The sequence below is a fragment of the Paenibacillus sp. 102 genome, assembly GCF_039549175.1.
In the GTDB taxonomy this organism is placed as follows: Bacteria; Bacillota; Bacilli; order Bacillales; family Bacillaceae_G; genus Bacillus_A.
Genome location: NZ_JBCGHT010000027.1, coordinates 1 through 14,439, shown reverse-complemented (window position 1 = coordinate 14,439; position 14,439 = coordinate 1). Strand labels below are relative to the sequence as shown.

Below are 14,439 nucleotides of genomic sequence, written 5' to 3'. Positions count from 1 at the left end.
CTAAAAATAATCTGAATATTAATACAATTACACAAATTGTATATCAACTCCCTACCTTACGTTAATTGAAAAATAATTATCAGAATACTTTCTGATTAGCACACAATTAAAAACCACCCTATAAAAGACGGTTTCATATCCCCCTTACTTTTACAAATAAAAAAGCAAGTGACCCCAGCTATACGCTAAAATCACTTGCCTGATAAGTATTATTTAGTTATGAAAAGTAGGTTTATAAAACGAACGATTATCAAGTGCAAAGACACGCTCTGTATATTCACCTGGTTTCGTGCGTCCAAGCGCACGATCCATCATGTTCATCTTCGCATCTAAATTATCGATGTAATGCAGAATTTCTGCTTCTTTTACTAATGGTGGTTTTGGACTACCCCATTCTGCTTTTCCGTGATGAGATAGGACGATATGCTGAAGAATTAATACTTCTTCCCCTTCAATTTTCAGCTCATCTGCTGCTTTTCCAATTTCGTTTACCATGATGGAAATGTGACCTAGTAGATTTCCTTCTAGTGTATATGTCGTTGAAATTGGACCAGATAATTCAATTACTTTTCCAAGGTCATGTAAAATAACGCCTGCATACAGTAAGTCTTTATCTAAAGATGGATATAGCGTAGCAATTGCTTTCGCTAAATCAAGCATCGATACAACGTGATACGCAAGTCCTGATACGAACTCGTGATGATTTTTCGTTGCTGCTGGATAGTCTAAAAATTCATTTTGATGTTTATTTAATAAGTGTCTTGTGAGACGCTGAATGTTTGGATTTCTCATTTCAAATATGTACTGAGTAATCTTTTCTACCATATCTTCTTTTTTCACTGGTGCTTTTTCTACAAAGTCTGAGATATCTGTCACTTCATTCTCATTTGCAACGCGAATTTGTTTCACACGTAGTTGAATGCGCCCTTTATAATTTTGAACATCCCCAGCTACTTTCACAATCGTTTCTGCAACATATTGTTTCTCAACTTCAGGTGATACATCCCATAGCTTCGCTTCAATATCGCCACTTTGGTCTTGTAAGATTACTGTTAAAAATGGCTTCCCATTACTTGCGATACCTTTTGTCGCTGTCTTAATTAACAAGAAGATATCGACTTGTTCACCAACTTCATACTCTGCAATTTTCTTTTTCATTCTGATTCCTCCACCAACTTAAGTACTTTTAGTATAGCACACTACACCTTATTTTCTTTACGCTCACGCGATAATTTTATAGTCTGTTTTTCCGTAAAGAATGATAATAGATGGGCATGGCATGTAAAGAAAATCACTTGTCTATCCTTCGTAATTTCTTTTATTAACTGGATTGTTCGTTCTGTTCTTATCGCATCAAAATGCACAAAGCTATCATCAATAATAAATGGGTAATCATGTTCAAATGTCCGTGCTAACGCAAACCTTAGTGATAAATAGAGCTGCTCCGCTGTCGCCTGACTGAGTTCATGACTGTAAAAACGAATACCATCACTTCGTTCTACAATAAACGTCTCTGCTTCAGACGGTGAAAATATTTTACTATACTTCTCGCCTGTTAAGTATACAAAATACTCTTCAGCCTTTTGTAAAATGCGCGGCAGCTGTACTTCATGATAGTATTGCTTCGTTTTTGTTAACACCATTTTTGCTGTAGCATACGCCGCCCACTTCTTCACTTGCTCACGTACATGCGATTTTTTCATTTCCCATTCATGTAATAAATCACCGTACGTACTACCCTCTTCTAAATTCGCAATCTCTACGCGGTACTCCGCAATGCGCTCGGTCAATTTCTTCTCTTCTGAAAGAAAGTCTCGTATATGAAGCACTTCTTGATTTAAGTTTTCTTCATACCCTTCCACTTGATAGTGTTCCACTAATGACAAGCTTGTTAAACGCTTTTCTAACATATCAACTTGAGGTGATAGCCGCTCTACTTGCTTTTCTGCCTCTTCACGCTTTTCTGCCCTTTTGCCCGCTTCTAAAAACATTTCTTCATCAGTAGCCGCTGCCATTTCTAAGAGCGCATCTCTTTCTTGTGTGATTTGCTTTACTTGATGCTGCAGTACTTCTCGTTCTTCTTTCCAATCAGCAAGCTTTCCTAAAAGTTGTTCCTTCTTTTGTCTTTTTTCCTTTTCCTTTTGAATACGATCACGAATCATATGAAGATGATCAAACTCTGTATTTTTCATAACGTTCTTTAGTTTATGTTCAAACTGTGAAATCATTTCATATAATATTCCTTTTCGCTCCGCCAGCTTTCCTACTTCGCGATATAACTGTTGCATCTTTTCCATGCGTTCAAATGCTGGCAGTACATGTGCATATGTATAAAAACTCGGGAAAGAATAACGCTCTTTATATGTATCTACTTGCTCTCCCACATGAAACGTACCCTGCTCCCATTCTTCATATGCAGAAACCACTTTATCATAGACCCGTTCTATTTGTTGTAACTTATAAGACTCACGCTCAAATAATTTGCGCATTTCTTCATCTTTTTCTAATTGATAACGAATAGATAGTGCCTCTTCATTTTTCCTACCGCCTGCACTTTGCTTTAGCGAAAGAAGTTCCTCTTGTAAACCATTAGAAGAAGTATCTTTATATAAAACAAGCGCAAGTACAATGAGTACAAAAAAGATAACACTCGTAAATAACAACGCACGGTTATCGAGAAATACACTTGTCAGCAAAATTCCTGTATTAATGAGTAATACAAGCAGACAAACTTTCTGCCAGCGCTTTTTCTTTTCCTGCGCATATTTCATTTTTTCTTCATATTTACTACCAGTACCTATAAAACCTGCACCGTGAAACGACTTTTCCTGTTCTACAAGTTTCTCCCGCTCTTCATCCGCTAACATTTGCTTTCGAATGTGCCCTACATTCTCTTCCTGTTCTTCTAATTGCTCTTGCGCCATTTTAAAACGCTCATCAAGCTGCTCTTTCCGCTTATCTAATTCTCGCGCCTTTTGCACCGTTTGCGTTATCATTTCTTTTGCGGCAAGGCTTGTATCAAATGACAGTACACTTTCCTTTTCAAAAGTAGTACCAATTTGTTGCTCAAGCTCTTCTATCTCTTCTTTCATATTCCCGATGCTTACTGTAATATCGCGCATTTCTTGGCGTGCATTTTCATATGACATATGCTGCATAAGAAGTTCTTCTACATAGCTATCTTTTTGCAGGAGCTCTTCTTCTACTTCTATAGAATCCACTTCCGATTGCACCATTCCCATCCTTTTCTGGATTGAATCGAGTTGCACCAAAAGTGGCTCAAGCTTTGCTTTTATCGTTTCATAGCGCTCTACACCTCGAACCGGAAACGGATTCTTCTGCTCCCCTAGCGCCGTTTCATATGCACGCTTTTCAATGACAAGAGGTTGCAGCGTGGCCAATACTTCATAGTCTTGCTTTCGCCTTTCTGCCATCTCTTTTTCATTCCGAATATGAGTAAGGCGCCCTTCACTTTCTTTTAACTGTCCCATTACCTTTTCATACGTACTAATCTTCCCTTGCCACGCCCCGAGCTTTTCCTGCAGCTTTTTTATTTCTTGAAGCAGCGCATTAATCTCCGGCTTACGACCATTCGGCTTAAAACGCTGCTCCATTTCCTTTTCTAACTTCTTATCTAACTGCAGCAGCGCATCACTTCCAACTGCACTCGCTGAAAATAAATAATTTCCGATTTCAGCTTCTCCGATATGATGAATATTTTGCAGACCGTGCATATCAAACGAAAAGACAGAATCAAACAGGCTCTCATTCATCCCGCTCAGCACAATCTGCAGTACTTCTTCGCCAGCTGTTTTTCCATCTTCAAAGTAAACCGTTACTTCCCCAGCAGCCGTTTTCGGAAGGCGCTCGATTTTGAGTATCCCATGCTGCTCCGTCATAACAGTCATAGCGCCTCCATACTTCCCGCCTTCTTTCGGCTCATAACGCCGCTGTCCCCTCGTGGGGAACCCGAATAAAATACTCTTCATAAACGAGCGGATTGTTGATTTTCCTGCTTCATTTTCACCGTACAACACCGTCAGCAATGAAAGATCCATTTCCACATTTTCTAATTTTCCGTAGCCATAAATATGGAGTTTTTCAATTCTCATTTTTTATCCCTCTCTTGCTGGAATAATTGCTCTAATATAATATTTTCTGCTTCCTTTTGAATCTCTGCTTTTTCCTCTTCTGAAAAAGACTCGATGACATTACGCGCGACAGGAGATGTCCAAATCGTTCTCAGCACCGCATCCATATTCGTAAAGGATTCTAATTCTTGCAGTACACTACCGACAAAATGATTCTCCTCTTTTAACCGCTCCGTTTCCGCAAATGATATCGTCTCATTCTTCCACTTCATCACATACACGAAATCTCTACGCTCTTCTCCCGTTGCTAAAATATGAAAAATCTCTTCCACACGTTTCTCATCACGTAAATAAGAAGCTAGTGGTCCTTGTCCAGTAAACACGACTGTCAAAAGAATTCCTTCCTCTTCCTTGCGCCACTCATTCAACGCTTCTGTACAAACTGTCATAAGGTCATCAACTGTTTCTAGTCCATCGATAGGAATTTCTATTTCTCCCCAAACTACATCCGCCGTACCAAAAAACGAACAATTCGTTCCTCGCTCTGTAATCGTAACGAGGTATGCCCCTTTCTCTCCTGTTTCCTTCCGATGACGCCCTTGTATATTGCCTGGATAAATAATATACGGCTCCTCTGCCAAAATCTCGCGCTTATGTATATGACCAAGAGCCCAATAATCAAATCCTTTTTCCTTCAGCTCACGAATTTGAAACGGCGCATAACGATTATGTTCCGCATCGCCTTCTACACTCCCGTGAAGCATTCCAATATGAAACGGCGCATCGCTCATTTTTTCATACTGCGCCGTCATATTATCCGTTACAGCTTGCTGAAGGTAACTAAACCCATAAATAGATGCTAGCAGTTCACCATCTTTATAAAATGGCTTCGCTTCTACATATGGCTCTGTAAACACATGAACATTCTTAGGAAACTCAATTGCCGCCCAGCTTCCGCCTAAATGATCATGGTTACCATGAATAATATATACAGGAATCTCATACTGCGAAAGACGCTTCATTTGCTCCCTTACAAACACCTGTGCACGCAAACTTCTCGTTTCTGCATCATATAAATCTCCCGCAAGTAGCATGAAATCAACGCGCTCTTGAATTGCTTTATCGATAATACGCTCAAACGACTGAAACGTACTTTGCTTCATTCTTTCCCAAACAGATGACGGCACATTCATTTCCATCCCTTTAAACGGACTATCCAAATGTAAATCTGCCGCATGTATAAACTTCACTTGTTTCACAAATAAACGATCCTTTCTTTCCTATCAAAGTTTCACTTTATTTTACCACGCAATGTCACATATTTCTTTGCATATTCTAGCGTTTTATGACAAAATAGTTATAAGATTCTGATTTTAATCTTTGGAGGGGAATTTTCATGGGAGTATACGTTCTAACAGTCTTTGAAAAAGATGGTTCAAAAATGCTAGACGAATCATTTGAGGCGGCAACAGAAGCAGAAGCGAAATCAAAAGGAGAATCCATTTTACAAGAAAAGGGATTGCATAAGCACACACATCGCTGCACATCTTCAGCAGGAAAGCTCGTTTTATTCCAGCGCTAAAAAAAGAAGCGTCATCCGCTTCTTTTTCATTCTATATCTTCATCACACCACGTAAATACCACATCTAGAATCCGGTTACCAATGCGCACGCGTCTATTCCACTTTCCAGTTTGAATTTGGCGCGTTAGCTCATCTTTCATCTTTTCCGTCCAGTCGTGAATCGTTCCATTCCCGTCGTACGGATATACGCTCGGAAACTCTTCCTGCAGAAGACTCAGGCTTTCTATATCCAAATGAAAATGGAAATAGTAGTTCGCCGTAAGCGATGGCTCTTGCAATTTTAAAAACGGATCATCAATTTGCTTTCCACTTCGGTAGAAAGTAAATATATTCACCTTTCCGCTTGTAATTTGGTCAATTTGAATTTCGTGCTTCTCTATAATCACGTCGTGCCCACCTCGTTATATACTACCTTTAGTATATATGTCTTTTGCATCAAAGTTAACCATTTTCACACGAAATTCATTTCCTTCATCTATTTCCCGTACCTCCAAAAATCAGGACAAACAACTACAACAAATTTGAAGGGGAGCGATTATATGTATTTCGGTAGCAAAGGTTGGTATGTAAAAGAACTAAAAAAATTAGGTATCCGTACTTACGAAGGTAAAAAACTAGAATCATATCGTACGCACATCTTGGCAAGTTTACTTGAGAGAGTAAAAAGACAATCTGCTTAAGTTGAAAGAAGCAACGCTTTTTGGCGGTGCTTCTTTTTGTATACCTATATATATTAAAAGGAAAGAATACAATTCTCCTAATTACTTCAACATAGAAAGCATAATCTTCTCTAACTCAGCCTTATTTAAAACATCATCAACAATGACAATTTGATAGGCACTATGTTTTTCTTTAGCAGGAACAATCATCTTCATTCCCTTTACATTACTTCCTGTCATTTTCGCAAAAGTGACCTTTGCTCCTTCTAGCTCATAATTTTCGAGTTTGTCGTTATCATTAATCCAAAAGTAAAATGGATCCTTTCCTTTTTCTAAAACGGCTGATTGATAAATTGTATAACCAAACTCTTCACCTCTATATTCTGAATTGATAATAGGATTCAGTTTTCCCACTGTAGCCTCGGTATCAACTCTTTCTTTTTTTAGTTGATAGCCTTCTGCTATATAAGTTGGTTTTTTAATTGGAAAATCCACTATTTTTTGCGCTTCTTCTATTGTAAATAGAAAATGTTTCCTCACCTTTTCCCAAAGTGGTCCTATTTCCTCTGCCGTTTTTTCTAGTTTCTTTTGCTCTTCTGCACTTAGCAGTTCTGGATTCTCTCCTAAAGCAATTGCTTTCTTTTGAAGAGCATACCACTCTTCTTGCAACTTGATATATGTATCAAATTCTTCTTTTGTTAAATACTTTTTAGCCGCTGCTATATCATCCATCATTTTTTTGTATTGGTTTTCTGGAATCTTCAATTCTGCCAATGCCTGTTCTTTTGTTCCAATCGTTGTTTCTACACTTTTCTCAATGGAAACATCAGGCTGGTTTTTCGTTTCTTTTCTTTCATCTTTTACTACAGTCTGTTCCTTCTGCCGATTAGCCGGCATATCTGCACGTGCATTTAATAAAGATAAGGATGATACAGCAATCACTACAACAACTCCAAGTACAGACAGGCGATATGATTTCTTTTGAAACTTTTTAATCATACGGATCCTCCTTTTTAATGTTCTTTTATTTCGACTTAAGTTTGCTAAACTTGGTACTTGATAATAATTTGAGTAGTGTTCTAGAAGGGTAATAATCGTATGTCCATATGCAATTTGTTCCTCTGCATCTATAAATGTCAGAGCGAATGCATCACATGCCAGTTCCTGATCTTCCCTCATGCACGAGTAGGCGTACCAAAGAATAGGGTTAAACCAATTTAGAATGAGCAAACCATGCATCAGCCAATTTATCCCAACATCTCTTCGTTTTATATGAGCCAATTCATGATGGAAAATATATCGCAGTTGTCGCTCATCTAATATTTTCATATGAACACTCGACAGTAACACCCTTGGATGAAAAAAGCCGAACACCGTTGGACTTGGAATTTTCCCAGCTAAAAGTAGTGGAATACTCTGCTGAACAGACATCGTTTTTTTACAGTTTTCAAAAATTGCAACAATCCGTTCATCTGTAATAACAGGTTGGTTTTTTATATAAAGATGTAAGTGCCGATTCATAATCATCGTCGCAAACCCTAAAATGATAACCCCAGCTAACCATACATATAAAAAGATTGCATACAGTGAAAATGTCGCATCACTTTTATTTTCATTACGATGCGTTTGTTTTTCACTCTCCTCAGCTATTTGTGTTGAACTAGGCGTATAAGTATTTTCATTTGTGACCATCTTTGTATCATCTATATCTACCTTCTTATGCATAGGTTCTTTTTGAGGAAAGATAGTCAAAGTTTCATTGTTGTACGAAAGGATAGAGTAAATACTGTAGGAACTATCCGGTGACCATGGCAATAGAAGTCTTATCATTAATACCATCCATAATAAATACTGCCACCTTGGGGTTAACTTGTTTCTCAGCAAAGTTTTGACGCATAATATAAGGCCAACTAATATACTTGCCATAATGGAGGTCTCTATCACCCAATCAAAAATGCGGGGCAGATAGCTGTTTACAAACAGATCTACCCTCATGATCTACTCTTCCTTTGATTTTCTTCTGTCTTCTCATCCAGAATACGTTTCAGCTCATCAATGTCTTCTGAAGATAATTTCTCTTCTTTTAAGAAATTCACAAGTAAAGGTTTAAACGCTGCCCCATAGAAACGCTTAAGGAAAGATTTTGTTTCTACTTGTAGATAGCTATCTTGTGACACTAACGGATAATACGCATACATACGTCCTTTTTCTTGACGGTAAGAAACAGCTTCTTTTTGAACCAATCGATTAATAAGCGTTCGAATCGTTTTTGGTTTCCAATCCATCGTTTTCTCTAACTCCTCAATCACTTCATTCGCCGTTTGAGGCGAGTTTCCCCAAAGAACTTTCATCACTTCTAATTCAGCTTCCGATATTTTAGGTAATTCTTTCATGATTCAACACTCCACCCCTTGTATTACATTTGTAATCTACAATTAAATATTACAAATGTAATCTCTGATTGTCAACCATATTTTGGATTTCCAACTACATTCTGGACACTACATGACTATCAATCTTACAAAGATAACATCTTTGTAAGATTGATAAATAAAAAAAACAGAATCACTTTTATGGACTCTGTTCTAATCGTTTCAGATATCTGTTTGCTATTTTACAACTTACATCATCGTTAATTAACATGAATCGTTACACTCTCTTGATAAAAACCATCGAATATCACTTGGGCTTTTATGATAGAATGCTCTTTCAAGTGATGATACGTATGTATACGAAACTTCCCATATCTATCAACTCGGCCACTTCCAATAAGTACATCACCATTCATTAATACTATTGTTGAATACGGTTTCGCATAGCCTGTTACATATTTATCATTATGTGTCACAGAATCTACAATTACTTTTGTATCAATATAATTAACAGAATGAATACTCTTCTTTTCTGTTACATCTTCCATTCCCAGAAATTCTCGGTTCATATCAGCTTTTTGGGGGCTGAAACTCAAATTTTTCTGCCAACTAAACCTATACAATATGTCAATGAAACCATATGGAAGCATTTGCGCTAACTTTCCCTCCACTTCTTCAAGCATATTTAATTCATTTAAACCATTGTATACAATCATATTCCAACGTGTCCCTACATGCCTTAAATCGATATAATGAAATGAATTTACATCCGTAAATTTTATTATTAAACAAAAAGGAAACGGCATTAATTTTTCTCATATATTACTGTTTACTAGATACCTTATAGAACATATATATAATGCAGCTTTTTATTCCAGATGCAATAACAATGCTAACCAAAAGCAACCATGCTACATTCGCTAATGATGAAAGCCCACCCTCAAATACATTCATAATAATCATCTGACCAATTATTAAGAAGATCCAAGAGATTACATACTGTCTTCCACATTTGATATATAAAATCCCGTCCTCATAATAGACTTCCATTAAACTCCCTTGCCAAACGCCAATACAAAAGGCAAAGAGTGAAATAGCCAACAGCTCAGCTTGTAAATCCCAGGTCATAGGATGCGGCCTCATGTATATGATTATCCCTGCAATTATTAGTAAAATGAAAATATCTATCCATTTTACTTTTCGAGGCTTAATTTGAATCCAAACGAAGAAAATGACTGTAAAAATCAAAAACAAAGTTATCATTTAATGATTCTATTTCCTTTCTCTATTAGAAGCTTTTGTATTTCTAATGAGATTGTATTATTTCAATCTTTTTTGAAGCTCACTTGTGAAATTAACATTATCAAACATGTAACTTTTCGATACTTTCTGAGCATAGCATGAAGAAGAAATAAAAAAATCGTACAAAAGGGCAAGCCTTCCATGTACGATTGGGCATTTATAATATTTCATGTTTTAAAGATGAATTAATTTCTTTTCAATAGATATAGCTACCGCTTCTGATCGTGAATTCACACCTAGTTTATTATAAATATTGGTTAAATACGCTTTTACTGTTCGTTCTGCTATTCCCATATCAAATGCAATTTCTTTGTTCTTATATCCACGTGCGATGGCTTTTAGAACAAAAAGTTCTTTTTCTGTCAAATTAGGCTTTTCAAAAGGATTTGTATGTACCTGTTTCCTTTTATAATTAACGATTTTTTCCATAACATCTTGTTGTAGTAAAGTCTCGCCCCTAATAGCCGCCTCCAATGTCCGAAATAAATTGTCACGACCAGTATCTTTTAATAAGTATCCTTTTGCTCCTAATTCAATTCCCTTTATCATTAATTCGTCTTCATTATAGGTCGTTAATATAATAATTGGAGTTTTATCCTGTTTTTTATTTAAATGTTCAATTGTATCTAAACCATTCATTTTAGGCATATTTAAGTCCATTAAAATGACATCTGGTTTCTTTTCCTCTATCAAACAAAGAGCTTCTTCCCCATTTTCAGCCTCACCTATGATTTGAAATGAATCACTCGTTTCTATTATTAATTTTAGACCTTCTCTTACAACGAAATGATCATCAACAATTAATACATTATACCTCATGTCTACCTGCTACTAAAAACATAGACAAACATAATCATCTACGTTAGATCATTCTTGCTTCTATGTGCCTCGCTTCGCCACTTACTCGCTACCACAATTTGATATAGCACTCCACAAGCGTAAATTCGGATGTAGCCCACCCTACATATATACGTTATCGAGATGTGATGATCGTATATTCTGTTGCATATTTCAAATTTAGACTTGCGTTAACGTCTCTATCCATTTCAACATCGCAGTTGTCACATTTAAAAATTCTATCAGATAAACGTAAGTCAACTTTTTTATATCCACAACAAGAACATGTTTTCGAACTAGGATAAAAACGATGTACCATTCTTAATTCGATACCATATTCATTGCATTTATACGTCAACCATTCTCTAAAGCGATAGAATTTCTGCACAAATACTTCACGAGACAAATGACGATTTTTCATCATCCCTTTAACATGCAAATCTTCAATTGTTATATACTTCGGTTTGGCTTTCACTAAAGTATTTACAACATATCTAATATATTCCTCGCGGATGTTCGCAAGGTGATTATGAAGTTTTTGTATCAATAAGATTTGTCTATTGATATTCTTTTTAGTGGCAGATTTTTCACCTCTCTTTTTTAAATGTTTATATTTACGACTTAAAGATTTTTGTTGTCGTTTTAAAGACTTTTCTAATCTTTTTATTTTCTGTGTTTTATTGATATTTTGAAAAGTAACGTCATGACTACAAATTGCAAAATCTTTAATTCCAATATCTACACCTATACCATCTTGTGTGTTTATTTGCGTATTCTTTGTATCCACTTCACAAAGTACAGATACAAAGAATTTACCTGCTTTTTGAGAAACAGTTCCACTACTTACTTTAGCATTCGTGGGGATGTAACCAAATTCTTTTAATCGTACCCATCCAATGGTAGGGATTTTAATGCGATGTCGTTCGACGATCCAATCTGTTTTGTTATTTTTCGGAAAATAGCATTTCACAGCTTGGTCGCGCTTCTTTTTGAAACGGGGAAATTTTGTTTTTCCTTTGAAAAAATTTTGAAATGCTTTTTCTCCATTCATAATAGCTTGTTTCGTTGCTTTAGAAGACACTTCTTTGATCCACATTTTATCTCTATGATTCGGAATATATTCGTTATTCAACCACTTAGAAAAGTCCATTCCACTGATGAATTTCTTTTCTTTTTCGTATATTTCTTTATTATAGGCGATATAGAAGTTGTAAATATATCGACTTACTCCAATCGTTTGAATAACTTTATTTTTTTGAATATCAGTGAGTTTGATTTCTGTTTTGTATGCTTTTTTCAACATCCTCATCCTCTTTGATTTTCTTTTTATATTTTCTTAAACCGTAAATTCTACAACTAAAAATATGAAGAATAGAAATCATATCTTGAACAAGTTCTTCTTGCGGAGAAAGGCTTTCATTATTTACAACAATTATATTTACGTTGAATGAATGTAAGAGTCTTTCGAACCAATCATAACCAAAAGGGATCAATCTATCTTTATGCGCAATCACAATTGTATCTATCTCATTTGTCATGTATGTATTGATTAAATCGTTCCAGTTTTTACGGTTATACTTCAGATCGCTACCGTAATCTTCTATGACTTCATCCTCGATCATTCCTTTTGCATTTACAAAATCCCTAAGAAATTCAACTTGATTCTTTAAATCACCTTTTTGATTGGAAGTGGAAACTCGTGCATAAATAACAATTTTTCTTTGTTCGTTTGTTTTGTGAACTCCTATATATTCCAAATATTGTTCATGTGTATAATATCTTCTGTTACTAGGAGAACGAAAAGCTTTTCATTTCCCTTGATTATCCTAACGTTGTAAAGTCAACACGGAGACATTTAATAATTCAGAGAATTCTTTCGGTTCATAATGTTTTCCCACATAATCAGCTCCTTGTGATTATGTTATATCACTTATGACTATGTTTTTATACATTTTAATTAACTAAAAGACATCTCCTTCTTTATTTATCGGTACTTGAATGTAGATTTTCGTCCCTTTCATCTTTTCACTTACTATCTGTATTCTCCCCTCAATTAGGCGAACACGTTCATTTAAGCCAATTAAACCATAGTGTCCAGGATTCTTCCCGATATACCCAGTATCAAAACCAATTCCATTATCTTCAATTTCGATTATTAACATTTCAAAATCATCCATATAATCGACTTTTATATTTACATCCGTTGCCTGTGAATGCTTCGCAATGTTTGTTAAACATTCACTTATTAAATATAAACAGTGTTCCTTTACTAAGTTTGAAATATGAGGGGGACTTTGAATATGAAATCTCACATGTATAGATGTGGCCTCAGAAAAACGCTTTATTTCTTCCTCTACTGCTTTATGAAATGGATTTATGGTATAACGCAAATCATCAATAACCAACCTTGCATCATGTAAAGTTTTCCTCGCTCTTACCATCGTTTGTTGAATAATTTCTTGAGATCGCTCTATATTCCCTCTTTGCATATGGGCATCTATTGCTTCCAATTGCATAATTAAACCTGCTAGACCTTGGGCTAATGTATCATGTAAATCTCTTGCCATTCGCTGCCTCTCATTAGCTAATGTCAATTCTTCTACTCTCATATATGCAAATTCTAACTCTTTAATGTACCTCTGTATGCGATTACGTGCAGCAAATTGCTGCTTATTAATATAGGCAAAAGGAACAATAATTGCTAGTACTAATAGGAACATAGAAATAAGAATAGATACTTTATTTACACCATAATTGACACTAATAGCAACACAAAATATTGCATACATAAAAGTAAAGACTGCAATTACTTGGAATATCTTGTTATACACATATAAACTTTGCGCAATTAAAATAGGAGCTAAACCAACAAAAACCGCTATTGAACCATTTGGCACAATAAATGCAGCAAAAAACATAATAAAAAGTTGAATGAAAAAGAAGTACAGCAACTGACTATTCTTTAGTGAACTAGCATACCAATGAAAAATAGTATGGATAACAATTACAATTGTAAAGAACAAGCTATCAATGGTAAAAATATTGTCACGAAATTCTAGAAGCATTGAAGCTATATACACCAGTGTTATCCATAAAACGATAAATCTTCTCGGGATAAACACTGCTTCTAATAAATTTGTATTCAAATCTATATTTGTATTTAATTTCTTCATGTTCGACCTCCACCATTTGATTATACTTTGAACTACCCCCACTTAACAGTCTAACGAACTGATTCCGATACCTCATACTAACTCTTCAACAAGAAGAACCGTTAGACTTTTGCCTAACCACCATTCATCTCCCATCTACTCATTGGACCATGTCCTACCCATTCCTTGAGGTGGGAGTTTTCTGTCGGAAAATGATAAATTAACCTTACAACATCCTGCAGGGTATCATTCTTAACGATTAAGCCACTACCGTTAAAATATCCATTTTATTCAAAAAAAAGAGCATCCTGTGCCAGTGAACTGCACCCCAATTGTTAGACACAGTCTAACAATTGGAGGTGTAGTTTTTTATGACGAAATACTCTTTAGAAACCAAGTTATCTGCCGTTGCCGATTATCTTAACAGTGTAGAATCCTTTAAAG

The 14,439-nt window shown here is 35.7% G+C and carries 13 protein-coding genes and 1 pseudogene; 2 read left to right on the top strand and 12 right to left on the bottom strand.

Going from position 1 to position 14,439, the window contains the following annotated elements:
- Window positions 1–213 precede the first annotated feature (213 nt).
- The 3 genes from yhaM to AAIE21_RS27145 are packed head-to-tail and all read right to left on the bottom strand — an operon-like array spanning window position 214 to window position 5,350.
- Entirely contained in the window at window positions 214–1,158 is a 945-nt protein-coding gene (gene yhaM / locus AAIE21_RS27155; protein ID WP_343269560.1) for a 3'-5' exoribonuclease YhaM, read from the bottom strand.
- A 41-nt stretch (window positions 1,159–1,199) separates the two neighbouring features.
- The gene (locus AAIE21_RS27150; protein ID WP_343269559.1) at window positions 1,200–4,112 is read right to left on the bottom strand and encodes an ATP-binding protein; all 2,913 of its coding nucleotides are present in this window, start codon (window positions 4,110–4,112) and stop codon (window positions 1,200–1,202) included.
- Window positions 4,109–5,350: a metallophosphoesterase family protein gene (locus AAIE21_RS27145; RefSeq protein ID WP_343269558.1), complete on the bottom strand. Its 1,242-nt coding sequence runs from the start codon at window positions 5,348–5,350 to the stop codon at window positions 4,109–4,111. The genes AAIE21_RS27150 and AAIE21_RS27145 overlap by 4 nt, the downstream gene beginning before the upstream one ends.
- Window positions 5,351–5,487: 137 nt before the next feature.
- Here AAIE21_RS27145 and AAIE21_RS27140 point away from each other — a divergent pair, with 137 nt between their 5' ends.
- The gene (locus AAIE21_RS27140) at window positions 5,488–5,673 is read left to right on the top strand and encodes a YhzD family protein (protein WP_343269557.1); all 186 of its coding nucleotides are present in this window, start codon (window positions 5,488–5,490) and stop codon (window positions 5,671–5,673) included.
- Between the two features lie 26 nt (window positions 5,674–5,699).
- Here the strand turns inward: AAIE21_RS27140 and AAIE21_RS27135 are convergent, their stop codons facing one another.
- The gene (locus AAIE21_RS27135; RefSeq protein WP_343269556.1) at window positions 5,700–6,059 is read right to left on the bottom strand and encodes a hypothetical protein; all 360 of its coding nucleotides are present in this window, start codon (window positions 6,057–6,059) and stop codon (window positions 5,700–5,702) included.
- Between the two features lie 153 nt (window positions 6,060–6,212).
- Here AAIE21_RS27135 and AAIE21_RS27130 point away from each other — a divergent pair, with 153 nt between their 5' ends.
- The gene (locus tag AAIE21_RS27130) at window positions 6,213–6,353 is read left to right on the top strand and encodes a YflJ family protein (protein WP_343269555.1); all 141 of its coding nucleotides are present in this window, start codon (window positions 6,213–6,215) and stop codon (window positions 6,351–6,353) included.
- A gap of 81 nt (window positions 6,354–6,434) precedes the next feature.
- Here the strand turns inward: AAIE21_RS27130 and AAIE21_RS27125 are convergent, their stop codons facing one another.
- From AAIE21_RS27125 to AAIE21_RS27090, 8 genes and pseudogenes are all read right to left on the bottom strand, one after another.
- Window positions 6,435–8,327: a M56 family metallopeptidase gene (locus AAIE21_RS27125; protein WP_343269554.1), complete on the bottom strand. Its 1,893-nt coding sequence runs from the start codon at window positions 8,325–8,327 to the stop codon at window positions 6,435–6,437.
- Window positions 8,324–8,728 (bottom strand): BlaI/MecI/CopY family transcriptional regulator, encoded by a 405-nt coding sequence (locus tag AAIE21_RS27120; RefSeq protein WP_481858721.1) that lies wholly within the window; start codon window positions 8,726–8,728, stop codon window positions 8,324–8,326. The genes AAIE21_RS27125 and AAIE21_RS27120 overlap by 4 nt, the downstream gene beginning before the upstream one ends.
- A gap of 236 nt (window positions 8,729–8,964) precedes the next feature.
- Window positions 8,965–9,510, bottom strand: coding sequence for an Ig-like domain-containing protein (locus AAIE21_RS27115; protein WP_343269552.1), 546 nt, complete (start codon window positions 9,508–9,510; stop codon window positions 8,965–8,967).
- A gap of 16 nt (window positions 9,511–9,526) precedes the next feature.
- Complete coding sequence (locus tag AAIE21_RS27110) at window positions 9,527–9,832, bottom strand: hypothetical protein (protein ID WP_343269551.1); 306 nt, start codon at window positions 9,830–9,832, stop codon at window positions 9,527–9,529.
- Between the two features lie 348 nt (window positions 9,833–10,180).
- The gene (locus AAIE21_RS27105) at window positions 10,181–10,825 is read right to left on the bottom strand and encodes a response regulator (RefSeq protein WP_343269550.1); all 645 of its coding nucleotides are present in this window, start codon (window positions 10,823–10,825) and stop codon (window positions 10,181–10,183) included.
- Between the two features lie 154 nt (window positions 10,826–10,979).
- Window positions 10,980–12,143, bottom strand: a complete 1,164-nt coding sequence (locus AAIE21_RS27100) for an RNA-guided endonuclease InsQ/TnpB family protein (RefSeq protein ID WP_343269590.1) — start codon at window positions 12,141–12,143, stop codon at window positions 10,980–10,982.
- Window positions 12,106–12,741: pseudogene (locus AAIE21_RS27095) on the bottom strand (IS607 family transposase). Before AAIE21_RS27095 ends, AAIE21_RS27100 begins: the two are co-directional and overlap by 38 nt.
- A gap of 63 nt (window positions 12,742–12,804) precedes the next feature.
- The gene (locus AAIE21_RS27090) at window positions 12,805–14,016 is read right to left on the bottom strand and encodes a sensor histidine kinase (RefSeq protein ID WP_343269549.1); all 1,212 of its coding nucleotides are present in this window, start codon (window positions 14,014–14,016) and stop codon (window positions 12,805–12,807) included.
- Window positions 14,017–14,439 lie beyond the last annotated feature (423 nt).

What these genes read in the sequence shown, in the direction of transcription:
- yhaM (WP_343269560.1), bottom strand. Translation starts at nt 1,158, where the DNA reads ATGAAAAAGAAAATTGCAGAGTATGAAGTTGGTGAACAAGTCGATATC.
- AAIE21_RS27150 (WP_343269559.1), bottom strand. Translation starts at nt 4,112, where the DNA reads ATGAGAATTGAAAAACTCCATATTTATGGCTACGGAAAATTAGAAAAT.
- AAIE21_RS27140 (WP_343269557.1), top strand. Translation starts at nt 5,488, where the DNA reads ATGGGAGTATACGTTCTAACAGTCTTTGAAAAAGATGGTTCAAAAATG.
- AAIE21_RS27130 (WP_343269555.1), top strand. Translation starts at nt 6,213, where the DNA reads ATGTATTTCGGTAGCAAAGGTTGGTATGTAAAAGAACTAAAAAAATTA.
- AAIE21_RS27125 (WP_343269554.1), bottom strand. Translation starts at nt 8,327, where the DNA reads ATGAGGGTAGATCTGTTTGTAAACAGCTATCTGCCCCGCATTTTTGAT.
- AAIE21_RS27115 (WP_343269552.1), bottom strand. Translation starts at nt 9,510, where the DNA reads ATGCCGTTTCCTTTTTGTTTAATAATAAAATTTACGGATGTAAATTCA.
- AAIE21_RS27110 (WP_343269551.1), bottom strand. Translation starts at nt 9,832, where the DNA reads ATGACCTGGGATTTACAAGCTGAGCTGTTGGCTATTTCACTCTTTGCC.
- AAIE21_RS27105 (WP_343269550.1), bottom strand. Translation starts at nt 10,825, where the DNA reads ATGAGGTATAATGTATTAATTGTTGATGATCATTTCGTTGTAAGAGAA.
- AAIE21_RS27090 (WP_343269549.1), bottom strand. Translation starts at nt 14,016, where the DNA reads ATGAAGAAATTAAATACAAATATAGATTTGAATACAAATTTATTAGAA.